Origin of the sequence: Streptosporangium roseum DSM 43021, from assembly GCF_000024865.1 — a bacterium.
Taxonomy (GTDB): Bacteria; Actinomycetota; Actinomycetes; order Streptosporangiales; family Streptosporangiaceae; genus Streptosporangium; species Streptosporangium roseum.
The window spans coordinates 4,852,750-4,875,046 of sequence record NC_013595.1; the positions used below are offsets into that span (position 1 = coordinate 4,852,750).

19 protein-coding genes and 1 pseudogene are annotated in these 22,297 nt (G+C 68.9%); 4 read left to right on the plus strand and 16 right to left on the minus strand.

All coding sequences use genetic code 11. From position 1 onward, the window contains the following. Positions 1 to 354 precede the first annotated feature (354 nt). A complete protein-coding gene (locus tag SROS_RS21085; protein WP_043652504.1) occupies positions 355 to 867 on the plus strand; it encodes a hypothetical protein in 513 nt (170 codons plus the stop codon). Here SROS_RS21085 and SROS_RS21090 read toward each other — a convergent pair. From SROS_RS21090 to SROS_RS49720, 4 genes are all read right to left on the minus strand, one after another. Further along, positions 853 to 2,289 carry an agmatinase family protein gene (locus SROS_RS21090; RefSeq protein WP_012890974.1) on the minus strand — a complete coding sequence of 479 codons (1,437 nt, stop codon included), beginning with the start codon at positions 2,287 to 2,289 and terminating at the stop codon, positions 853 to 855. The genes SROS_RS21085 and SROS_RS21090 overlap by 15 nt on opposite strands. Positions 2,290 to 3,052: 763 nt before the next feature. Further along, the gene (locus tag SROS_RS21095; RefSeq protein WP_012890975.1) at positions 3,053 to 3,715 is read right to left on the minus strand and encodes a class I SAM-dependent methyltransferase; all 663 of its coding nucleotides are present in this window, start codon (positions 3,713 to 3,715) and stop codon (positions 3,053 to 3,055) included. A 566-nt stretch (positions 3,716 to 4,281) separates the two neighbouring features. Next, positions 4,282 to 5,271: an IS481 family transposase gene (locus SROS_RS21100; protein ID WP_012890976.1), complete on the minus strand. Its 990-nt coding sequence runs from the start codon at positions 5,269 to 5,271 to the stop codon at positions 4,282 to 4,284. Positions 5,272 to 5,332: 61 nt separating this feature from the next. Then, positions 5,333 to 5,608: a hypothetical protein gene (locus SROS_RS49720; protein WP_148269147.1), complete on the minus strand. Its 276-nt coding sequence runs from the start codon at positions 5,606 to 5,608 to the stop codon at positions 5,333 to 5,335. On the opposite strand from SROS_RS49720, the gene SROS_RS21105 reads away from it, so the two are divergent. Then, entirely contained in the window at positions 5,592 to 7,334 is a 1,743-nt protein-coding gene (locus SROS_RS21105) for a leucine-rich repeat domain-containing protein (protein WP_012890978.1), read from the plus strand. The two genes, SROS_RS49720 and SROS_RS21105, sit on opposite strands and share 17 nt — an antisense overlap. A gap of 50 nt (positions 7,335 to 7,384) precedes the next feature. Here the strand turns inward: SROS_RS21105 and SROS_RS21110 are convergent. The 12 genes and pseudogenes from SROS_RS21110 to SROS_RS21170 all read right to left on the minus strand — a co-directional run. Continuing rightward, positions 7,385 to 7,861, minus strand: a pseudogene (locus tag SROS_RS21110) (IS5 family transposase); the annotation flags it as partial. After that, complete coding sequence (locus SROS_RS21115; protein ID WP_148269148.1) at positions 7,834 to 8,277, minus strand: hypothetical protein; 444 nt, start codon at positions 8,275 to 8,277, stop codon at positions 7,834 to 7,836. The pseudogene SROS_RS21110 and the gene SROS_RS21115, both read right to left, overlap by 28 nt. A gap of 452 nt (positions 8,278 to 8,729) precedes the next feature. Further along, on the minus strand, positions 8,730 to 8,912 hold the full coding sequence (locus SROS_RS52240) for a hypothetical protein (RefSeq protein WP_218919886.1): 183 nt from the start codon (positions 8,910 to 8,912) through the stop codon (positions 8,730 to 8,732). 379 nt (positions 8,913 to 9,291) lie between these two features. Next, positions 9,292 to 9,819, minus strand: a complete 528-nt coding sequence (locus SROS_RS21130) for a hypothetical protein (protein ID WP_012890981.1) — start codon at positions 9,817 to 9,819, stop codon at positions 9,292 to 9,294. A gap of 169 nt (positions 9,820 to 9,988) precedes the next feature. After that, positions 9,989 to 11,221 (minus strand): methyltransferase, FxLD system, encoded by a 1,233-nt coding sequence (gene fxlM / locus SROS_RS21135; RefSeq protein ID WP_012890982.1) that lies wholly within the window; start codon positions 11,219 to 11,221, stop codon positions 9,989 to 9,991. A gap of 201 nt (positions 11,222 to 11,422) precedes the next feature. Next, positions 11,423 to 12,559, minus strand: coding sequence for an alcohol dehydrogenase catalytic domain-containing protein (locus tag SROS_RS21140; RefSeq protein ID WP_012890983.1), 1,137 nt, complete (start codon positions 12,557 to 12,559; stop codon positions 11,423 to 11,425). Between the two features lie 153 nt (positions 12,560 to 12,712). Further along, complete coding sequence (locus SROS_RS21145; protein WP_012890984.1) at positions 12,713 to 13,558, minus strand: DMT family transporter; 846 nt, start codon at positions 13,556 to 13,558, stop codon at positions 12,713 to 12,715. Between the two features lie 428 nt (positions 13,559 to 13,986). Continuing rightward, positions 13,987 to 14,598, minus strand: coding sequence for a glycerol-3-phosphate responsive antiterminator (locus SROS_RS21150; protein ID WP_012890985.1), 612 nt, complete (start codon positions 14,596 to 14,598; stop codon positions 13,987 to 13,989). A 16-nt stretch (positions 14,599 to 14,614) separates the two neighbouring features. Further along, positions 14,615 to 16,177, minus strand: coding sequence for an FAD-binding oxidoreductase (locus SROS_RS21155; protein ID WP_012890986.1), 1,563 nt, complete (start codon positions 16,175 to 16,177; stop codon positions 14,615 to 14,617). Further along, entirely contained in the window at positions 16,174 to 17,826 is a 1,653-nt protein-coding gene (locus tag SROS_RS21160) for a glycerol-3-phosphate dehydrogenase/oxidase (RefSeq protein WP_086012364.1), read from the minus strand. The genes SROS_RS21155 and SROS_RS21160 overlap by 4 nt, the downstream gene beginning before the upstream one ends. 17 nt (positions 17,827 to 17,843) lie before the next feature. Further along, positions 17,844 to 19,424, minus strand: coding sequence for an FGGY family carbohydrate kinase (locus SROS_RS21165; RefSeq protein ID WP_012890988.1), 1,581 nt, complete (start codon positions 19,422 to 19,424; stop codon positions 17,844 to 17,846). Between the two features lie 39 nt (positions 19,425 to 19,463). Further along, positions 19,464 to 20,900 (minus strand): MFS transporter, encoded by a 1,437-nt coding sequence (locus SROS_RS21170; RefSeq protein WP_012890989.1) that lies wholly within the window; start codon positions 20,898 to 20,900, stop codon positions 19,464 to 19,466. 195 nt (positions 20,901 to 21,095) lie between these two features. Here SROS_RS21170 and SROS_RS21175 point away from each other — a divergent pair, with 195 nt between their 5' ends. Beyond that, entirely contained in the window at positions 21,096 to 21,389 is a 294-nt protein-coding gene (locus SROS_RS21175) for a putative quinol monooxygenase (protein ID WP_012890990.1), read from the plus strand. 171 nt (positions 21,390 to 21,560) lie between these two features. Further along, entirely contained in the window at positions 21,561 to 22,085 is a 525-nt protein-coding gene (locus SROS_RS21180) for a helix-turn-helix domain-containing protein (protein ID WP_218919887.1), read from the plus strand. The last annotated feature ends 212 nt before the right edge of the window (positions 22,086 to 22,297 follow it).

Consider the following 22,297-nt stretch of genomic DNA (forward strand, 5'->3'; position numbering starts at 1 on the left):
GCGCTCCTCCTGAGACGTCAGCCCTCGAGACCTGCCGCCCGAAGCCCTGCCGGTCCTCCCTGGAGGCCGAGGCGCCCTGCCGGTCTCCTCTCTGAAGGCCGAGATGCCGCTTCTGCGTGCCGCCCTCGAATCTGTGATGCCAGCGGTGAGCGCCGCCGTCGCAGGTTCGACAGCCCGCCGGGGTCCGGGACGCCCGCGGGGACACACCGCTGACAACGGACAAACGCGGCGTCGGGTGCGGCCAGCCGGCGCTGAGCTTGCCTTTTAACCTCTGGCCTGCTGCATTGCGGCTCTGGCTGTCTCCATGCGGGACCAGGGTTCCCCTGTCGGAGGCAGGGCTGCCATAGTCGTCAGGTGGATCATCGTTCCCGCCCTTGGGTTCAGCGACGGTTACGGTCGCTGGTTTGGCTGGAGTTGCTTAACATCCCGCTGCAGGCGGTGGTCTGGTTCGGCGTGGTGGGGTTTCCGGTGACAGCGGGAAACGGCGTGGGTTTCGCGTTGTTCGCGCTTCTCCTGCTGGAGGGAGCCGGGTATTGGTTCGCCAAACTCCGCCAGATCGCCACGCGAAACAGGTCTCTCCCAGGAACTCGAGCCTTCGTGGTCGCCCGCAGGGGTAACGTCGTCGTGCTGGTCGCTGGATTGTTGTTCATCGTCTGGGCGGTGGTGATCGATCCGGGGGCGGGAAGCTGGCCAGGTCTGGGGTTCGGGCTGTTTGCGGTGCTGGAGCATGTGAATTACTTCCATGTCCAGCTCATGTACGACACCGCTGAGGATCTCCGCTATCTGCGCTCGCGTGGCTTGCGCCGTGCCCATCTGGCCTGCGATCTCGCCATCCAAGGAAGAGTGCGTCGCCTATCGCGCCCGTGATGACGAACGGTGGCCCCAAGACCAACACGGCTCCGCCATCGGCCGGTTTGTTGAGGCGAGAAGGTCTGGTCGTTCGCGGGACAGCGAGACGGCCTTGGCGTGATCATGTGCGTTGCTGAAGACGCTGACGATCACTACCAGAGCCGTGAGAATGAGGGTGCTGAACGAGGCTGCCCGTGTCGAGTCCCTGGCGGTGTTGTCCCGGTTCCGGACCGGCTTCCATGACTGCCTGACCGCGCCCACGCCGTGACAGCCGCCACAAGCCGACCTTCGCGATGGATCCAAGCCGTTTCGTCGGCGCTCCTGGAGGCTCTCCGCGTCCTCGGCGGTGCCGGCGGCGATCGGGTCCAGGTAGGCGGGTCCCGGGATGCCCTTTTTGCGTAGGGCCAGGCCGGTAAGGCATTCGAAGATCGCCTTGCGCGCGTTCATCGCGGTGGTGTTGCCAGGGTCAAGGTTGGGCGCCACCTCGACGACCTCGATGCCGACCACCGGGGTCTCATGGCAGATGCGGCGCAAGGCGGGCAGTAGCTCGCGGGTGGTCAGGCCCGGTGGCTCGGGTGTTGCCGTGCCGGGGGCGAAGGCCGGGTCGAGCACATCGATGTCGATGGACAGGTAGAGATATTCGGGTCCGTCCAGGGCTTCGGCGATGGCCTTGTCCAGGACGGCGGGAAAACCAATCCGGTCGATCTCGGCCATGAAATGCGAGCGCATGCCGCGGGCCCGCATCCAGGCCAGCAGCTCATCGTCGGGCAGCATCAGCGACCGCAACCCCACCTGGATGAAGTTACGGCCGGGAATGTGCTCATCCTCGATGAGCCGCCGGATCGGGGTGGCATGGGAGGCGAGGTGACCGTTGACGCTTTCAGCGCAGTCGGCGTGCGCGTCGAAATGGACCACGCCCACCTTGCCCGCGCCGTACACATCAGCGAGGGCCGCGGCGTCCGGCCACAAAATGGAATGGTCACCGCCCAGGACGACGGGGACGGCTCCGGTCTCAGCTATCTCCCGCACGATGCCGCGGATCGGCTCCATGGAGTCCTCCACGCTCATCGCATCGACGGCAGCGTCGCCGTAGTCCACGACGATGAGCTCGTTGAACGGGTTGATCCTGGTGTCGGAGTCCATCAGCATCGACGGGGTGTGTGCCACGACCCACTCACTCGCGCGGATCGCCCTGGGCCCGAACGCCGCCCCCCGGTGTCCGGTTCCCATGTCAACCGGGGCGCCCACGATGGCAACCTCGACACCTCCGGCTCGTAGGTCTTCAGGGGTCAGACACAGCGGCAGCCCGAGGAAGGTCGCTATACCCGAATAGGCGGGTACGAACTGGTAGCGCTGCACATTGATCGGCCCGGGCTCGCGGCGGGGGAAAGCCGACGGGTCGACCCGGGCCCGCCAGCCGTCTGGGGTCAGAGAAGCCATGCCCGCATCTCCATTCCATCGCCGCATTCACCGGCCCGGCATGCCGGACAGCGTCAACCGCAACCAAACAATCGATACCCTCAGTAATCAAACATAACCAATAAGTGTTCAAGCGGGATGCTGGATCCGCCTTTGTTGCCGGAGGCCTCCAAGTGCAACCGGGCTGAGCTGGAGCGCCGCTTCGGCCACGCCAACGCCCCTGCCTCAAGATCCACACCCGGGCGCTCGACGACATCGCTGCCGACTACGTCGAAATCCTATGATCGACGAAGAGGGAGTGTAGTCACGCTCTCGCAGGTCAGGGCTATATCCGTTGGATCTTTCGTCGGCCGACCGGGACCCCGGGAATAGTCGAGGCAGGGCCGGGACGCCTCATGATCGATGCGACTGCCTCAGTGCTCCGCGGGGCCGAAAGACTCGTTCGCGGCACGCCCCAGATCGCCTGCTGGGGCCAGAAGGCTCGTTCAAAGCCAACCGTCTCGGCCTCGATGTCCAAGGCGTCGGCGATGGTGAGCCGGAGGCTGAATGCCCTGCCCGGCGGGCGTGTTCCTCACGAGGGTGAGACGAGCGCACGGTCGTTGCTCTCGGCCCAGGGGGCCGGGGGCCATCGGAGCTCGAAAGGAGGAGCGGGTCAATCGAAGGCGAGCGCGCAGAAGGCCCTGCGGATACGAGAGAGGGGTTTGCGGTCCCTGCTGTAGTACAGCTTGTTGGTCAGCAGAACGGCCCACCGGTTCTGTAGCCCCGGGCAGCGGAAACCGCTATTTCACGCTTTCTCGGGGTTCGCCGGTTTACGGACCAGCAGATGGCCGGCCTCGAACCTCTCGGTCTCCTCCCGCTCGCGCAACAACCGGGCCACTTCGACGAACCCCGCCTCGCGCGCCAGCTCGGCCACACCGTCGATCGGCCACCGGTACGCCAACGTCACCTTGTGGTCGAACGGCTCAGCCGCGTGCGACGCCCCCTCGCGGGACGCCTGGAACGCGAGCAACAGGTAGCCGCCCGGTGCCAGTACCCGGTCGAACTCGGCGAACACCACCGGCAGTCGCTCCGGCGGCGTGTGAATGATGGAGTACCAGGAGACGGCGCCCGCGAGGCCTCCGTCCGGCAGGTCCAGCTCGGTCATCGAACCCTCGTCGAACCGGATGTCCGGGTACTCCTTGCGGGCCAGCTCGATCATCGTCGGCGACAGATCCGTGCCGGAGACGTCCAGTCCGAGAGAGTGCAGGAAGGCAGTCCCCATGCCGGGGCCACAACCGAGGTCGGCCACTGGGCCTCCACCTGCGGCCTGGACCAGTTCGGCGAACGCGGTGAGCAGTCCACGCTCCAACGGCAGCCCGTCGAGGGCGTTGCGAAAGAGTTCCGCGTAGGTGACGGCGACGGTGTCATAGGAAGTCCGGGTGGTGTTGAGGTAGGAAGGTTCGGTCATAGCCGAGCACCCTAGCCTCTGCACGTGCCGGGTGTTCCTCGCACCCAGCCCCCGCACGTGCCGGGTGTTCCTCGCACCCAGCCCCCGCACGTGCCGGGTGTTCCTCGCACCCAGCCCCCGCACATGACAGGTGTTGCCCGTTCCAGGTGGACCGGTCGAACGTGGTCGGCAGCCGTTCGGCGAGGTATTTCAACTGGTCCGACACCTCGCCACCCGCGCGGGCAAGGACCCGGGCGTCTCGAGACGGGCGGCCCATCCAGTGGTGCCGGTGGATGGCGATGTGATCTGATCTTCTCTACGGAGACGCAGACCATCTCCGCGCCCACCACCGGCGGCATGAGACATACGGGCGGGATGATGAGGCACACCGGCGACTGGAGCCGGAAAGCCGGCCTCCTTCGGTAGCTCCGCGATGCCCCCTGCTCCCCACCGCCGCAAAGGCGGTGTGCAGCTCGGTGCGGTCCGGCCTGGGGAGGCCGGACCGTTCGGGATCCGCGCGCCCTCCCTTTGGGGTCGCGACGACGAGCTCCTACGCATGATCAGGTCCCATTTTGGGCGGAAAAGTACTAGGTGTATTGACCTGAGAGGTTAGGTACGCGGCTGGCGGGTGGGCGGCCGCCGAGTGCGGTGTGTGCTCGGTGGTGATTGTAGGCGTGGAGCCAGGGGGCGAAGGCTTGGCGGAGTTCGGTCTCGGAGGTGTAGGGCTGGTTGTAGGCCCATTCGTCGGCCAGGGTGCGGTGGAAGCGTTCGACTTTGCCGTTGGTCTGGGGCCGGTAGGGGCGGGTGCGTTTGTGGGTGATGCCCAGGCCGGCGAGGGTGTCGCGCCAGAGGAAGGATTTGTAGCAGCTGCCGTTGTCGGTCAGAACGCGGTGGATGGTGATGCCCAGGCCGGTGAAGTGGGCGTGGGCGCGGTGCCAGAACGCGGCGGCGGTCTCTTTGGTCTCGTCGGGCAGGATTTCGGTGTAGGCCAGGCGGGAGTGGTCGTCCAGGGCGGTGTGCAGGTAGCTGTAGCCGATCTTGGGTTTGCCGTGCTTGTAGCGGGCGGTGGTGGTGGCCTTGCGGTTGTGGTGGCCGGTCTGCCGGTCGGTGATGCGGTGGCCGCCGCCGTCGGGGATGTTGCCGAGTTTCTTGACGTCCACATGCACCAACTCGCCCGGCTGATTGTGTTCGTAGCGGCGAATGGGCTGGGCTGAGGCTCGGTCCAGATGCCGTAGGCGGGCCAGCCGGTAGCGGGACAGGACGCGGTGCACGGTGGAGGGGTGCAGGCCCAGCAGGTAGGCGATGCGGGCCGGTCCCCATCGGCGTGTCACCCGCACCTTGATGATCCGTCGTTCGGTTCGGGTCGGGGTGCGTCGGGGACTGTGGTGCGGCCGGGAGGATCGATCGGCCATGCCGGCCGCGCCGTGCTGTCGGTAGCGGTCGGCCCACCGTTTGGCTGTGGTCACTGCCACTTGGAAGCGTTCGGCGGCGCGGCGTAGGGGCCAGCCGTCGTCGACGACACAGCGGGCCAGCCGGAGCCGACCCGTTTCACTCAGCGGGGCGTTACGGTGGGACACGAGGGCCTCCGGGAAGCTCGGCGTAGATGTCGCAATCCACACCGAATCCGCAGGCCCTCCCTCATTTCAACCACATCGGGCTCGTGTCCTTGGCGTACTCAACCTCTGTGGTCATTACAACTAGGGCGTGTTTTAGAACGCTGTCGCGTTGATCGCGCCACGCCGGGATGATCTCGGTGTGGCGCATGGGGATCTCACCGATGAACAGTGGGCTGTGTTGAACTTCTGCTACCGGTATCGACGGCGGGGCGGCCAGCAGCCTCACGACGGCGCTGGACTTTCCCGTAGGACTGTCACAGCGCGGACCTATGCTCGTCGCCATGTCGATATCCGCCACCCCCGCATCCCTGTCCTATGCCGACGCCGACGCCTGTCTGAGCGGCGCGTTGTCCGCCGCGTTCGAGAGTGAAGGAGAGTCGTCCGACTATGACAGCGTGCTGTTCTTCGACGGCGATCTCGCGGTCGACGGGGACTTCCTGGACGCCGTCAATGCCCTGCGAAGCGGGGACGACGAGGACGACGTCGAGCTGATCGTGATCACCGGCAATCTGACGGTCAACGGCCCGATCGCGCTCTATGAGGACCAGCCCGGACTCTACGTCGGCGGTCGCACCGAGGCCGAGACCCTGGAGGCCGGCGACTGCGAGATCTACATCCACGACGGCGTCTTCACGCACCTCGTCTACGGCTATTACAACCACGGCTGGCTACGGACCGGGACCGTCGAGACCCCTTGGGTGATCGACTTCGAACACGCCATGGACGTGCACGCCGTCGGCGGGCGCTGGGTGGACAACTTCGGCGACGCCAAGGACGCCGACTACGCCAAGCCGGGCATCGTCGAGGCGTTTGTGCCCGAGGTCGTCGACGCGGAGGACCGCTGTCTGGACGTCGATGCGTTCCTGGACCGGCTGCGGGCCGGGCTGCCGGTCCTGCGGCCCGGAGCCCAGACGGCGGCCGAGTCGGCCGAAGCCGACGTGTCCCGGTCCCGGGCCGACCGGGTGGAGCACCTCGACCTGACCGATCGCAACCTCAAGGAGTTTCCCGCCGAGGTGCTCCAGATGCCGTGGCTTCGTACCCTGATCCTGGACGGCAACCCGATCGGCGAGCTGCCCGAGGCGCTCGGGACGCTCACCCAGCTGGAGCACCTGTCGGTGCGCAACTGCGAGCTGACCGCCCTGCCGGAATCGATCGGCGACCTGGCCGCGCTCCGGGTGCTGTGCGTCGCCAGCAACCGGGACACGGACCTGGACACGGTCGAGTTCACCCTGCCGGCCGCCATCGGCCGGCTCACCGCCCTGGAGGAACTCGACATCTCCTACCTGTCCGTCTCCGTCGACACGGAGTCGGGGTCGGAGTGGAACCTGCCAGAGGTGACGCGGTTCGTCCTGCCGGACGCCTTCGGCGACCTGGTCGCGCTGCGCAAGCTGGTCGCCGACGGGACCGACGTCGTGTTCCCCGACTCCGCACACGGGCTGGCCGCCGTCGAGGAGGTGTCCATAACCGGCGGGAGCCACTACTTCCTGCGGACCTTCCCCGAGGCCGTCACCACCTTCCCGAACCTGCGCCGGCTCGACCTGAGCGGCAACTACTTCGACACCGTCCCCGACAGCCTGCTGCGGTTGACCCGCCTCGAAGAGCTCGACCTTGGCGACAGCCTTGGTCTGCTGCGCGACCCGCTGCCCGACCTCGGCCGCCTGCCCGCGCTGCGGGTCCTCGGCTTCGGCGGACACAGCCGCCGCGCTAGCACGCCCCTGCCGTCGCACGATTTCCTGCGGGAGCTGTTCGCCATGGAGCTGCCCGGACTGGAGGAGCTCCGGATCAGCCGGTGGCAGCGGAACACCAAGCGCCTCAAGCTCAAGCCCGAGCACTTCGCCGGGATCGGGACGTTTCGTCGGCTGCGGATCGTCGACCTGAGGTTCAATCAGCTCAACGACCTGCCGGCGGATTTCGACACGCTCCCCGATCTGGCGGTGGCCAACTTGTACGGCAACCTGTTCCCAGGGGCGGTCCGCGACCGGATCACCGCCGCACACCTGACCGCCCAGATCGACTTCGAGTAGGCGTTCGAGGTCGGCGTGGCCGGCATGACAGCGGAGCCGGTCGCCGGGGATCACAGCCACTCACCAATCGCCGCGATCTGTACGATGGCCAAGTAGCGGACGGCGAGCTTGTCGTATCGGGTGGCCACGGCCCGGTACCGCTTGAGCCGGTTGATCCCGCACTCCACGGCGTGCCGCAGCTTGTAGTCCTCCCGGTCGAATACCGGCGGTCGACCGCCGGCGCTGCCGCGACGTTTCCGCCCGGCAATCTGGTCGCGGCGCTCCGGGATCGTGGCCCGGATGCCCCGACGTCGCAGGTAGACGCGGTTGGCCTTCGAGCAGTATGCCTTGTCGGCCCGCACCCGATCCGGGCGGCAGCGGGGACGGCCAGCACCCAGGCGGGGCACCCGAATCGCCTCCAACACGGGCACGAACTGTGGACTGTCGCCGCGCTGCCCAGCGGTGACGACCAGGGGCAACAGGCGCTGTCCGTGTTCGCAGGCCAGATGAATCTTGCTGTTCAGGCCGCCGCGGGAGCGGCCCAGGCCGCGGCCATCCGTTTCAGCGTCCGCTCGCTCACCCTCCCCAGACCCAGAAGGGCAGCCTCTTCAACGCCGAGCCCGCGCAATTCGGCGACCTTGGACCGCCGCCGTTGGCCGAGCGTCGTGCCCTGCGGGTCATAGGCAGGACGAGGTTCCCCCGGATCTGGATGCAAGGGGTCTCCGCCACGAAACCCCGTCTCGGTCTCCAGCAGGTGCGCAACGCGAACCCGTAGCACCTGCTGTTGATAGGCGGTCAAGTCATCCAAGCTCGCCGGCTGCCCGACCAGACCATCGACCACCTCGATCTCCGCCGGAACGCTCTGGCAGTCACGGTGATGTACCAGCCACCGGATGCTCCGCCACCTCTGCTCGGCACCCGCGGCCAGTAGCACCCGGCCGTACTGCGCCTCGATCTCCGCCACCCGCCACTCCACACCGTCCAGCCGAAGCACCATCCCCGCCGCCAACTCCAGCAACCCCGCCTGGCCCGGCATCAACCCGCCCTCTCCGCCGACCGTACCAACGAGCGATCCCCCAACGGGCAGGACAGATCAACGCCCAACCGCTGATGCCAGAGCAAGTGCAAGGTGTGCGCGCGAGCCACCACCGGAAGTGATGTCGAGGCCACCAACTCCCCGAACGGGAGTGGCCCCGCTCCCGTGGCCTGCAGAAGCTGGTCCTGCAAGCCCAACTGATCCTCAAGAGGCCTGCGCTGCGCCGACAATGCGTCCAGCACACTCAGCACGTGCGGCCGACAGCCGGTCATCACCGAATACCGCCATCCCGCCACCAGCGCCGCCTCCCCCGCTGCGGCGAAACACGTCTCGTCCTGCTCCTTGATCAGACGAGCGGGCCGGACATCGAACAACCACCTCTAACCGTCACGGAAGACCGCCAGGAAGTCGGGGGTGTGCTCACGGAACCCGTCGACGGCGGTCTCGAATCGCAGCCGGAACGGTTGCGGCACTACCTCCACCAGCGTCCCCACGAAGTCCAGCGCCAGCAGCAGCGACCGTTCCTCCAGCGACTCGAACCCGTGCAGACGACCCGTGGACACCAGGAACTCCAATCCCGGCCGGTGCCGCTGCTGCGCCCGCCAGGAGAACCGACGGACCGGCTCGCACCCCGCCACTGGCATCGACCCCAGATCCCGAACCGCGCACCCCACCTCGCCATTCGGCGTCCGCCACGCGCCCATCCACCGTCGCGGCCGGTCCGGACCCAACCGAAGCCGCTCCCATACCGCCTGGTCGATTACATAGGCGGGAAACAGTTCCTCCAGCCCACATCGATCAGACCGCACCCCGATCTGGCTACTCACAGTCACGAACAAAGCACGCCATGTCGCGTCGAACCCAGCCGACGCTTCCTAATAGTCGATCCCGAAATGAGATCAACTCGACAAGATCGAGCTGGGGCTCGACGAGCTTGCGTGGTCAGTCCGAATCCCGCCAGCGCGGAGCGAAGTCGGGTTCCTCTGGGCTCGCGAAATGAAACGGGATACCGAACCGTTCTGCCAGCCTTTGCCCGATGGTGCTGGCTTCCTGAGCCTCTGGCCACGGAGGGACCTCGCCGTTGAATAGACGGAGGTCGGTCCCATGCTGAATGATCGCGAGGCGATGCTCGGCCCTCGGCTCAATCGTGACGGCCAGAAGGTGGACCATCCATCCTTCGCTATCGCCGTCCCATAGAGCTTCAATTGCTGCTGGTGTGTGGGGCAGAGCCCGGACCTTGGCCATGAGTTCGTCGAGATCCAACGGGGCGGTTGGTGAGCGGGTGAACCGCTGTCCGAGGTCTTTGAAGCGCTCGGCGACCAGATCCATGCACTCGTAGAGCCCCGGCCGCGGCTCCTCCAGGACTTCCCGGATCACCTTGACGGCCTGGAGTTTGTTGCCGTTCGTCACGAGACCATCGACCTGGGCGCGCACCTGTGCGGGCAAGTCCTCCCAAAGCGGATTGTTCATGCCTGTATTCAACCGGCACACACCGAGGACGGGCCGTGCCGACGTCCGAGCGTGGCGCGGGCACACCCATCTGATCGCTTGGCCGTAGAGCAGGGCCAACTATCGGTCACAGGGGCCATCTATCGATCACAGGCACACCTTCAAGGAGGCCGGTGCGGCTGCTCAGCGGCTACTGCCAGGTCATGACCAGTTGGGTGTGCCGCTTGCGGAAGATCCGGCCGACCGCCGGGGCAGGCGGGAGGGCATCGGCGGGGTAGAGGGTGAACGTCGGAGCGGCGTGGGTCCGCCAGTCGAGGTCCCACACCTGAACGTGATCATGGAGGTGGCGGGCGAGTTCGGCGCCAGCGGGCCCGTATCCGCAGACACCGAACTCCCACCGGTGCTCCGTCGCCTCCTGCGCCCGGGGCAGTTCGCGGATCGCGAGGTAGGCGAAGCTGTCGGCGGTGATAAGCACAGGGCAGTACCAGCCCATCGCCACCTTGACCATGCCGCAGTCGCGGTCTGGGTCCTGCCAGATCATGCCGAACCGATCATCTGTGGTCGCGATCCACAGGTGCATCGAGTCGAACGGCTCACCCCGGCCGACCGTGACGCCGGTCCACAGCTCGGTACGGTCGCCGGTCAAGGCCTGGTCGAGCACGGCGACGTCAAGGATGGGGCCCTCTTCCAGTGTCAACCTCACCGCGCCATCGGCCAGGACCGCCTCTTGATCCGGGAGCGTCCCGGCTCCCTGCGCCGCAACGAATCCGCACACGGTGGGGTCCAGGCCGACGAAGCGGTCACCGTCCCGGACGAAGGTGAACGACCGGCTGATCGTGGAGAACCGCAGCGGCACCACCATCCGGCCGGCTGGGGCCAGCAGAGACCCCCACGGGATGTCCCAGACGCCGACAGTGACGATGATGGCGTCAAAGCCGCCCTCGGGCACGTGCTCGGCGGCGGCATGCTCGGCATCGCCCAGCACGACCCGCACGTGCGAGTAGCCGGTCTCAGCCAGGAAGCGCTCCGCCCGCTCGGTAACGAACGGGTCGATGTCGATGGTGGTCACCGAGCCGGAGGGGCCAACGATCTCAGCGATGAGCGCGGCGTTGTAGCCGCCGGACCCAACCTCGAGAACTTTCGCGCCGGGGGTGAGCTGCGCGGTTTCGAGCATCTCGGCCTGGAGCCAGGGCGCGCTGATCGAACTCGTCGCCCTGCCGTCCGGGCCGCGCTTGGTGACGACCACGTCCGGGACGGAGTAGACGGCCTCCAGCGGCGCCTCGGGCGCGAACCTCTCACGCGGTACCGCGGCGAAGGCCGCTTCGACCTGCGGGGAGCGGATCGAGCCCCATTCCTTGAGCGTGGCGACCATGACGGCGCGCAGCAGGTCAGGGGTGGCGGAAGACAGGGGGCCGGTGGTCACCGGCCGACTGTAGCCCTTGCGTGCGACGGTTTTCGGGGAATCGAACGACCACGGAGAGTCTGGTCCGGGTCGGCCGGAGTCGGCCAGGAATTGGGTTCGATGCTCAGCGGGCGATGTTGGTCAGAGACCCTTCCAAGGTTCGCCCTGAAAGATCCTTCGCCGAGGCTCTGACCAGCATTTCCGTCGCTTTTACGGCGATTGCTACCGGGACCCCTGAACGGGGGCCTCGTTCTCGCCGAACATGATGACCTGCCGGACGGCCTTCCCATCGGCGAGCTGGTCCATCGCCTCGTTCACGGCAGAGAGCCCGATCCTTGCCGACACCAGCGCGTCGACCGGCAGCCTTCCTTCGCGCCACATCTGGGCGAAGACGGGGATGTCACGGGCGGGAACCGCTGAACCGAGGTAGCTTCCGATGATGGCTCGTCCCTCCGCCACGAGCCCGAGCGGCGAGATCGATGATCGGGCGTGAGGCGCTGGAAGCCCCACGGTGACGGTGCGGCCACCGGGGGCGGTCGCGGCGACCGCGCTCTCGAAAGCGCGGGCGTTCCCGGCCGCTTCGATGACGACCGCCGCCTTGATCTTGAGCTCGGCGATCTCGGCGGGGCTGTAGGTCGCGTGGGCGCCCAGCTTCCGCGCGGTGTCGAGCTTGTCCGGATTGCCGTCGACGCCGATGACCGTGACGCCGTCCAGGGCAAGGGCGGTGATCAGCGCGGCCATGCCGACGCCGCCGAGCCCGACGACCATCACCGTCTGGCCGGGGGCGGGTTCGCCGACGTTGATGACCGCGCCGCCGCCGGTGAGCACGGCGCAGCCGAGAACTGCGGCGACCTCAGGAGGGACATCGTCGCCCACCGGGACGACCGAGTGCCGGTCCACGACCGCGTGGGTGGCGAAGGCCGAGACCCCGAGGTGGTGCAGGACCCTGGCGCCATCGCGGTGCAGGCGGATGCCACCGGTCAGCAACGTTCCCTCGTTGTTGGCCGCGCTCCCACGGACACAGGGCATCACACCGTCGGTGGCGCAGCCCTCGCACGCGCCGCAGCGGGGCAGGAAGGCCATGACGACCCGTTGGCCGACTGCGATGTCATCGACGCCGACGCCGACCTGCTCCACCACACCGGCCGCCTCGTGTCCCAGGAGCATGGGTACGGGCCGCACCCTGTTCCCATCGACGACCGACAGATCGGAGTGGCACACACCGGCTGCCTCGACCCTGATGAGGAGCTCGTCGGGGCCGGGCGGGTCCAGTTCGAGCTCGCAGATCGACAGCGGACGGGACTCGGCGTACGGGCGTGCCCGGCCGATCTCCTCGAGGACGGCTCCGCGGATTCTCATCACATCACCTCTCCAGACACTTCCATGGTTGTCTTCGTAACCGGTCCGTCGGGCGGGTAACGGTACGGCCGGAGCCGCCGGCCGGACGCCGGGCGACTCCTGGCAATGGCGGCCGCCCTCTGCACACGAGGCAGCGCCAGGCCGATCCCCCTCTCACGCCGTGGCGGCCCGGTGATTGGCGAGCAGGACACCGGCGCCGCCGAGGACGAGCCCGGTGATGGCGAGCGGATGCAGCGACTGGCCGACCAGGAGCCAGGCCAGCACCGCCGTCACCGAGGGGGTCAGGAAGAACACCGTGCTCACCCGGCTGGCGGAGAAGCGGAGCAGCATCCTGTTGAGCAGGATGAACGCCGCGATGGAGTTGACCAGCACCATCCAGGCCACGGACGCGCCGAACGCCGCCCAGTCCGACACCCGCGGGGTCTCGATCGCCACGCAGACCAGCCCGACCGCGGGGGCGCTGACGAGAAGCTGCACCGCGGTTCCGGTGCGCACGTCCATGTAGGGGACGAACCGCTTCTGGTAGAGGGTGCCGGCGCTCAACCCGAGCAACCCGGCCAGGCACAGCACCACGCCCCAGATGGACAGGCTCACCCGGTCGGCCACCGCGAGGACGACTCCGGCCGCACCGAGGGCGAAGCCGAGCGCCTGCCGCCGGGTGACCGTCTCGCCGAGCAGGCGCATGGCCAGCACGATGACGACGGGGCTGAGCCCCTGGACGAGGGAGACGACCGCGGCGGGAAAGCCCATGCCGAGCGCGGTGTAGAAGCTGCCGAACTGCACGGCCTGCATCAGTAGACCGGCGACGGCGATGTGCGCCGCGGCCCGGCCGCGCGGCCAGGGCGCGCGGGTGATCAGGGCGTAGCCGGCGAGCAGCACCCCGGCCAGGGCGAAGCGCGCGAACATCAGCAGCAGCGGGGGAGCGGCCGCGACCCCCGGAATGCCGGCGATGAAGGCACTGCTCCAGAGCACGACGAACACGGCGGGCGTGACCGCCATCAGCCGCGAGCCACCGCCTGGACGCTCTTTCGCGCCGCCGGACCTCCTGCCCGCCCGGCCGCGCTCCCTCGCGCCGGCGTTGCCCTGCCCTGTCCTGTCTGTGCCGCCAGATGTCCTTTCATCTGTGCTGCTGGGGGCGCTCCCGGCTGTGCCGCCGGGCATCTTTCCGGCTGTCCCGTTGGGCGGACCTTCGGCCGTGCCGACCGGCGGCGTGCGAGGTGTCGCCGCCGGCGGCCCGGACGGCGCGCCGGATGGCGGCCCGGGTGGGAGTCCGGACAGGTCCGGGGTGACCGGCGTCAACGAGTCGTCCTTCCGTGAGACCCACCCGTGAGGACACACGCGGCGGCTGAGGGTTGGCCGGCGCCTGACCCGCACGCGCGTAGGAGCGGACGGCGGGACAGTGCGGCGGCGGGACGGCGGGAGGTGGTTCAGGAGGCGCGCAGGGCCGACCGGCGCAGCTCCCACAGGGCCTTGTCCGAGGTGCAGACCCCGGCCGCGCCGTGGCGGAGTGCCTCGACCACGTCTGCCTCACCTTGGACGAACCCGGCGGCCAGGTACGGCACCCCGAGGTCCCTGGCCTGCTGCGCCACGTAGCGCAGCATGACCGCGGGCATGAGCTGGACCAGGTCAGGGCGGGATCGGGAGATGGCCTGGATGCTGCGGTGCAGGTTGGAACGGTCGGTCACGAACACCTTCTGCATGGCCAGCAGGCCCAGGCTGCCGGCCCGTTCGATGATCGCCGCTCGGGTGGAGCAGATCCCGATCGCCCCGATCCCTTTGAGGTAGGTCAGGGCGCCGGGGTCGTGCCCCAGACCGGGGGTCGAGTCCATGTTGACGAACACGATCTTGCCTGCGGCGAGGGTCCGCTGGACGGTCGCCTCCAGATCGCCGAGCGGGACCGAGGCGAGGATGCCGAGCGGAGTCGAGGTGGTGGTGAACCGGTCCGCCATCTCCACGCCGACCAGCGACGCCATCACAGGGTGTTCCGCGAGCGAGGCCAGCAGGCGCCGGTCAACGGGACGTTTCGGACGAGGGTTCACCGGTCCACCTTATGTGTCAGCCCAGCTCGGATGCGTCGGCCTGGAATCGGCTGGGCAGCCCCAGCTTCCCCGGGTTCATGATTCCCTCGGGGTCGAGGGCCTGCTTGACCGCCAGCAGGGTGCCGAAGCCGCTGCCCAGCGCGCGCTCGACGTATGGCGAGCGCAGCAGTCCGACACCGTGGTGGTGGCTGATCGCGGCGCCGTGCCGGATGAGCACCTCGTTGGCGGCGTCCCAGGCGGCCTGGTACCACTCGCGGCGGCGAGCCCGTTCCACGTCGCCGCGCAGCGAGAAGTACAGGCAGGCGCCGTCGGTGTAGGCGTGCGACTGGTGCGCGGAGGCGCGCAGCGTTCCCGGGACCGCCTCGATGGCCGCCACCACCTCGTCGTAGATCGTCGGCAGTGACGACCACGGTGCGGCGATCTCGCAGGTGTCGGCGACGAATCCGGGGCTCTTGGCGAAGCCGTCGCCGGACTTGCCGACGATCATCCGCTCGTCCAGCCAGCGGGCGAGGACCGCCTCGCCGTCGAGCGTCACCGCCGCCCGCTCACCGCAGACCTTCTCGACCACCGCCATGGTGGCGTCCACCAGCGCGGGGTCTCCCTCGTCGGCGATGAGCAGCAGGTTGGTGTCCCGCTCGCCGAAGTGGGTGCCGCTCTCGTGGGCGTCGTACAGGCGCAGCACCGCGGGGGTGGCGCCCCGCTGGAGGATCTCCCTGCAGGCGTCGAGCCCCGCGGTGAACGTGTCGAAGCCGTACGCGAGCCCCACCGCGTAGTCGGGCAGCCGGTGGGTGCGCAGCCGCAGCCTGGTGATCACGCCGAGCGTGCCCTCGGAGCCGATGAACAGCTGGCGAAGGTCCGGGCCGACGGCGGCCCGCGGGTAGGTGCCGTAGCCGGCGGTGCTCCCGTCGGGCAGCACCACGTCCAGCCCGACGACCATGTCCTCGATCTTCCCGTACCGGGTGGACAACTGGCCGGCCCCCCGGCAGGCCGCCCAGCCGCCGACCGTCGAGATGGCGAAGGCGGACGGCCAGTGCCCGGTGGTGGCGCCGTACGTCTCCTGCAGTTCCTTCTCGAAAAGGTCGCCGAACATGCCGGCCTGCACCTCCACGATCATCGACTCGGCGTCGAAGGAGATGATCTGGTTGAGCCGGCAGACGTCCAGCACGACCCCGCCGAACACCGGCAGGGCGGCGCCGAGGACGTTGCTGCGGCCGGCCGAGACCGTCAGGGGGATGCCGTGCGCGTGGCAGAGCCTGACGACCGCGGCCACCTGTTCCTCGTCCGCCGCCTCGACGATCACGGCGTCGGGGGTGGCGGGGTGGCCGTCCGTCTCGCCGATGGACGTGCCCGCCCACCAGTCGCGGGTGCGCACGATCACCTCGTCCCGCTCGGTGTGCACGGCGGCGGCGATCGCGCGCAGCTCGGCGACGACCGCGGCGGGAACCTCGACCACGGCGGTCTGCAGGCTGGCCTTCCCCGCGCCGGGCGGGCAGTCGGCGGCCCAGCGCGGCGGGGTGGGCGCGCCGACGACGTAGTCGCCGCGGTTGAACGGATGGGTGACGGTCTGCCTGCTGATCATGTAAGTGCCTCCATCAGTACGGTCTTCTCGCGGTCGATGCCGGAGAGGTAGTCGTCGACCTGCCGGGCGACCTCGTCGTCGGACAGCCCGAGCTCCCTCTGGAGCAGCCGGCCGACCTCCGGGGCCGCCTTGACCGACAGGTCACGGGCGAACACCCGCATGCGGGTACGGCGCGACAGCACGTCGTCGACGGTCCGCGCCAGCTCGCACCTGGCCGCGTAGACCACCTCGGCCCGCAGGTGCGCGGTGCCCTCGACGATCGGCTCGGCCAGGGAAGGGTCCTCGCTGAGGAGATCGGTGACGAAGCGGGCCTCGGTTCCGTATCGCTGTCCCAGGTGGGAGCCGAGCCCTCCGGTGGCCGAGGTGGCCTCCGCGTCGTAGCCGGCGCCTCCCAGCAGGGGCAGGCGTGCCGTACGGCATCGGGCCCTGCGGCCGAGCACCTTCAGGGCCGCGTCGACCACGAGCTCGCCCATGTGACGGCTGGTGGTGAGCTTTCCGCCGGTGACGGTGACGAGCCCGTGCGCGTCGGTCGAGATGCGATGGTCGCGGCTCATGTCGAGCGTGGCCCCCTCCTTGCCGCCGACCAGGGGGCGGAGCCCGGCGATCGAGCCGACCACGTCCTCGGGGGCGAGGCCGGCGTCGAAGGCGGTGTTGGCCCCGTCGAGGAGGTACTGCATCTCCTCCCTGGTGCACAGCACATGCTCCAGGGAGCCGTCGTAGTCGGTGTCGGTCGTCCCGACCACGACCACGTCTCCCCAGCGGGTGCAGGTCGCGCGGCGGGCACGGCCGGGGATGGGCACGGTCACGGTGCCGTCGATGGGCAGCCGGGTCCACGGCACCACGATGTGCACCCCCTTGGCGGGACGGATCCGCGGCCGGTGGCCAGGGTCCGACAGGGCGTCGAGCGTGTCCGACCAGACCCCGGTGGCGTTGATCACGACGCCCGCCCGCACGTCGATCTCCCTGCCGTCGACCTCGACGGTTGCGCCGCGCACCCTGCCGCCCTCGCGGACGAGGCCACGGCAGGCGGCGCCGTTGAGCACGGTCGCCCCGAAGTGCGCCGCGGTACGCGCGATCGTCAGGGTCAGGCGCGCGTCGTCGGTACGGCTGTCGTAGTAGAGCAGCCCGCCCTTGAGCTGTTCGGCGCGCAGCCGCGGGGCGCGGGCGAGGACCTCGGGCACGCTGAGCCGCTGGTGCAGCCTGCCGATGCGCCACCCTCCCGCGAGGTCGTACGTCCACAGCAGGCCCTCGAAGGCCTTGGCGATGCGCGCGTCGAAGACGCCGTCCTGGGCGAGCACGGGGAAGACGAACGGCAGTCGCTGCACCAGGTGCGGCGCGTTGCGACGGAAGCGCTGGCGCTCCAGCAGCGAACGCCGCACCAGCGGCAGGTTCCCCTGCTCGATGTACCGCAGGCCGCCGTGCACCATCTTCGACGACTTGGACGACGTGCCCGACGCGAAGTCGTCTCGTTCCACGAGCGCCACCGTCAGGCCGCGGGTGACGGCGTCCAGCGCGGTGTAGCAGCCGGTGACGCCGCCGCCGACGACGAGCACGTCCACGGGCCGGGAGGCGAGCCGTTCGATCTGCTCCCGGCGGTCGAGTGCGAGCGCGGTACGGCGGATGGCGCTCTTCGTCTCTGACCTCGCCATTCGTTCGGGAAGCCGGATCACGACGTTGATTCCTCCTGTGCATCGGGTCCGGGACCGGGGGAGCCCGGTCCCGGTGGCCGGGCGCCGGGCCCGGCCGTGATGATGTGGCGAGCCAGCAGGTCGCGCCACGCGGCGCGGGCCTCCAGGCGCTCGGCCTCGGAAAGGGTGGGTTCGAAGAGGGGGGCCGCTTGGAGCCCGGCGACGGCCGCCGAGATGCTCGGCCACAGCCCGGCCCGTACGCCGCCGAGGTAGGCGGTGCCGCGGAGGCTGGCGGTCTCGTGGTCGCGGGCACGCCGTACCGGCCGGCCGATCAGATCCGCCTGGCCGGACATCAACACGTCGCTGCCGGCGAGCCCGCCTCCGCAGAACAGGTCGGTGACCGGCCTGCCCATGACCTCCTCCACGCCTTCCAGCAGGTCGCACACCGAGTGCGCGAAGCCGTTGAGGATGCCGCGGGCCAGCTCCGCCCGGGTCGTGGACAGGCTGAGCCCGGTGAGGATCCCCGTGGCCTCCGGTGACCAGACCGGTGTCCGCAGCCCCGCCAGCGCGGGCAGGAACATCACCCGGGTCGGCCCGGTGTGCTCGCGGGCGAGTTCGGACAGCTGGGCCGGCGAGTCGAACAGCTTGATCTCCTCGCACAGCCGCCGCATTGCCGACCCGGTCGTCGAGGCGTAGCCCTCCAAGCTGAACACGGGTGTGCCCTGCGACCGCCAGCCGACGAGAGTGAGCACCCCCGGCACCTGGCGGCGGTGAACGGGCGGCCGGTCGCCCGCGACGGCGTCGAGGAACGTGCCGGTCCCGTGGACGGTCGTGGCCTGGCCTGGCCGGTGAGCGCCGAGCGCGATCATCGCCGCGTGCTGGTCGCCCATGACGGACAGGATGGGCAGCCGCACGCCGAGAACGGACGGGTCGGTGGCGCCGAAGTCGCCGTCGTCGTCGACGATCTCCGGCAGCACGTCGCGCGGGCAGCCGAGGAACTCGACCCACGGCTCGTGCCAGTCGCCCGTCCGTAGATCGTAGGCGCCCGCGGCCACGGCGTTCGTGGCCGACATGACGTGGCGTGCACCCCCGGTGAGCTTCCAGACCAGCCAGGTGTCGACCGAGCCGAAGGCCAGCCTGCCCTCGCCGTGGGCCCGGCGGACGGCCGCGTTACCGGCGATCTCCTCCGCCGCCCACAGCAGCGGCGCCCGGGAGCCGACCGGCCGGCCGGTGTGCTCGGCCAGGCGCGCGTCCCATTCCGGCTCCCACTCTCGCAGCCGGGCGGCGTACCGGCGGTCCTGCCACACCACGGCCTGGCTCAGCGGGGAGCCGGTCACCGTGTCCCACAGCAGCACCGTGGCGCGCTGGGTGGAGATCGACACTCCGGTGATCTCCACCCGGTGCGCGGCCGCCCAGTCCAGCGCCTCACGGCAGACCTTGACGGTGTTCGCCCAGATCTCCGTCGCGTCCTGCTCGACCCGTAGATGGTCGGGCGAGCGGACCGAGAGGGGCAGGTACGCGGGTGGGGCGGCGCCGCCGTCGTCGAGGACGGCGGCGGCCCGGGTGCCCGTGGTGCCCTCATCGATGCTCAGTACGCCTCGGCGGCGTTCCCTTGTCATCCGTGAAGGTCCTTTCATCGTGTCCGAACCGGCCACCGTTCAGGCCGACACCGTCGTGCGCTGCTGGAGGCCGATCGCCTCTTCCTCCAGGTTCACCGCGGCGCGGGTCGGGTCCCACTTGATCGCCATGCAGGTGAACAGGCCCACCAGCGGCACCACTGACAGGAGCATCAGGCTGCTGCCCACTCCGATACCCGCCTGGAGCTGCGGGAACAGGTACAGGCCCGCAACCGATCCGAGGCTGCCGAGCATGCCGGTCACGCCGGTGCCCAGTGTGCGGATGTCGCTGCGGTAGGACAGCGCCGCTATCGACTTGCCGTTGGGGCCGGGGCCGGCGGAGTGGAAGAAGATGAACAGCGCCGGCAGCAGCGCGGCCAGCCCGATGGGCAGCTGCTTGAACGTCGCGCCCATGACCAGCAGGGCGACGAACACCATGGCGTAGCCGGCCATCGAACTGACCCGCAGGCCGAACCGGCGGCCCGCGTAGGCCGACAGGCAGCCGCCGACGATGCCGACCGCGTTGAAGGCCATGGAACCGAGCGTCGCCTTCTCGAACTCCCTGCCGAACAGCTCAAGACTGATCACTGGCAGGTACCAGCCCACGGCGAAGTACTGCATGGCCTGGGTGAGGGAGATGACGGTCGACAGCACGGTCCTGGGCAGGTAAGGCTTGCGGAAGAGGACGCCCGCGTCCCGCAACCCGACCTGGCGGGTGAGGTGCTGCGCCGGCCCGGTCTCCTGCGGCCCTTCCTGTACGGCGAAGCCGTACATCCGGCGCAGGTTCGCCGCGGACTCCCGCAGCCTGCCCTTGGCGGCCAGCCAGGTGGGGCTCTCGACCAGGAAGAGCAGCTGCAGGACGAACAGGGCGAGAGCGAAGGCGGCCGACGAGCCGACGGACCAGCGCCAGATGTCGGCGCCGACGTCGAACTTGTAGAACAGCAGGGTGAGCAGGAGGTTGGTGGTCGTCGCGGTGTACCAGACGCCCTGCCAGAAGTTGAGCCTGCCCTTGAGGGAGGCGGGGGTGTACTCGGCGAGCAGCGCCATCGCCACCGCGAAGTCGATGCCGTAGGCGATGCCCACCAGGGCCCGTCCGGCGAAGACCGTCTGGAAGTCCGAGCCGGCCGCGGTCAGCAGCGCGCCGATCGCGAAGATGACCTTCGTCATCAGCAGCGGTTTGACCCGGCCGATCCGCGCGGCGAGCCAGCCGCCGAAGGGATTGGAGATGATGGCGATCGCCGGAGCCATCGCGGTGAGCACGCCGACCTGCGTGGGTGACAGATTCAGTTGCTTCACCATGGGGGACAGGCCGGCCCCCAGCGCCGCATTGGAGTAGGCGTCAAGGAACAGGCCCGCCAGGGCGAGGAACCAGATCCAGTTCGCTTTGCCGTTCAGGCTCTTGAGGGTGTCGATGAGGTTGGCCGCGTCGCCCGCGTTGCCGATGATCGCTGTTCTCGTGTTAGCGGAGCCGTCGTTCATGCTCAGCCGCCTTTCGGGGGGGTGAATCCCTTGCCAGCGGTCCGAGAACGACAAAAAGCACAGACGAAGACCACTGACAGGGATGTCTTCGTCTGTGCCTGTCGGTTGACGGGACGTTATTCGCGAACTGTCCGATTTGTCAAGCGTCACAGGCTGGTTGTGAGCTGTCGCGACATCGTCCTAAAGTCACCTGTCATGGCCTATGTTGTGCAAGCTGTGTGGACCGCCCGCGACGGCGAGGAGAGCGCCGTCGCCGACATCGTCCGGATCATCACCCCGCTGTCGCGCCAGGAACCGGGCAACCTCGGCTACCAGGCCCACGTCTCCACCGACGACCCCCGGCGGTTCATGATCTACGAGCAGTACGTCGACGCCGCGGCCTTCGAGGCGCACCGCGCCTCCGCCCACTTCCAGAAATACGTCGTCGGTGACTGCCTGGCCCGCCTCGCCTCCCGAGAGGTCGTCGCCTACGAGCCCCTCGACCCCTGACCCGCCCGCGGACCTGCCTGCAAGGGGTCGAGCCGAATGGCAAGAATCCAGGCAAGAACCAGGAAGCGCTCGGCCGCCCACGTCCGTGCCCGCCACCAGCCGCCTGGTGACTGTCCTGCCTCAGACGATCTGCTCCCGGAATGAACAGCGCCTGGCGGCGAAACTGTGCTGGTGGCAGAACGAGTGCGTGTTCGTGAGGTCGACGATGACGAGGGCAGACGACTCCTGCGGATCCTCCGCCGCGGCACGGGGGCGGTGGTGACCTGGCGGCGGGCACAGACGGTGCTGCTGTCCGCACAGGGCATGCCCGTGGCGAAGATCGCCGAGGTGTCGTTCACCAGCGCGGACCGGGTCCGGGACGTGATCCATAACTTCAACGCCGACGGCTTCGACTCGCTCTACCCGAGGTACGAAGGCGGCCGGCCCAAGACCTTCACCCTCCCGGAACGCCGCGAGATCAAGAAGATCGCCGAGTCCACGCCGGCCGAGCACGGCCTGCCGTTCTCGACCTGGAGCCTGGCCAAGCTGGCCGACTCCCTGCAGACACCTGCGCTTCCTCACACCTGCCCACGCCGGAATTCAAGGGTGATCTCGCGGCTGTCTCTCGATCGCCGGCCGTCTCGGCGGCACGATCTTGCTGTGCGACCACGGCGGCTTCAGCCCGCCCGCCGGCGCCTTATGTCATATCTGTGCTGACTGCTGCGTCGGCCGTCCGGCTCCTGCTCTGCGCGGGAAACCGGTCAGGATGCCATGGCATCCATTTCCGCTCGACCTCCGCCTCCAGATCGACTCCGTGATGCCGCGCCAGGAGCAGGACCTGGGACAAGACATCGGCGAGCTCGGATCGAAAGCCCACCTCCAGCTCTTGCGGAGAGTGCCCCTTGTCTCTGGCCTGCCCGGAGCGCATG

Coding starts and splice junctions, on each gene's coding strand:
- SROS_RS21090 (WP_012890974.1), bottom strand. CDS start 2,289: ATGGCTTCTCTGACCCCAGACGGCTGGCGGGCCCGGGTCGACCCGTCG.
- SROS_RS21095 (WP_012890975.1), bottom strand. CDS start 3,715: ATGACCGAACCTTCCTACCTCAACACCACCCGGACTTCCTATGACACC.
- SROS_RS21105 (WP_012890978.1), top strand. CDS start 5,592: ATGTCGATATCCGCCACCCCCGCATCCCTGTCCTATGCCGACGCCGAC.
- SROS_RS21130 (WP_012890981.1), bottom strand. CDS start 9,819: ATGAACAATCCGCTTTGGGAGGACTTGCCCGCACAGGTGCGCGCCCAG.
- SROS_RS21140 (WP_012890983.1), bottom strand. CDS start 12,559: ATGAGAATCCGCGGAGCCGTCCTCGAGGAGATCGGCCGGGCACGCCCG.
- SROS_RS21145 (WP_012890984.1), bottom strand. CDS start 13,558: ATGGCGGTCACGCCCGCCGTGTTCGTCGTGCTCTGGAGCAGTGCCTTC.
- SROS_RS21155 (WP_012890986.1), bottom strand. CDS start 16,177: ATGATCAGCAGGCAGACCGTCACCCATCCGTTCAACCGCGGCGACTAC.
- SROS_RS21160 (WP_086012364.1), bottom strand. CDS start 17,826: ATGGCGAGGTCAGAGACGAAGAGCGCCATCCGCCGTACCGCGCTCGCA.
- SROS_RS21165 (WP_012890988.1), bottom strand. CDS start 19,424: ATGACAAGGGAACGCCGCCGAGGCGTACTGAGCATCGATGAGGGCACC.
- SROS_RS21170 (WP_012890989.1), bottom strand. CDS start 20,900: ATGAACGACGGCTCCGCTAACACGAGAACAGCGATCATCGGCAACGCG.
- SROS_RS21175 (WP_012890990.1), top strand. CDS start 21,096: ATGGCCTATGTTGTGCAAGCTGTGTGGACCGCCCGCGACGGCGAGGAG.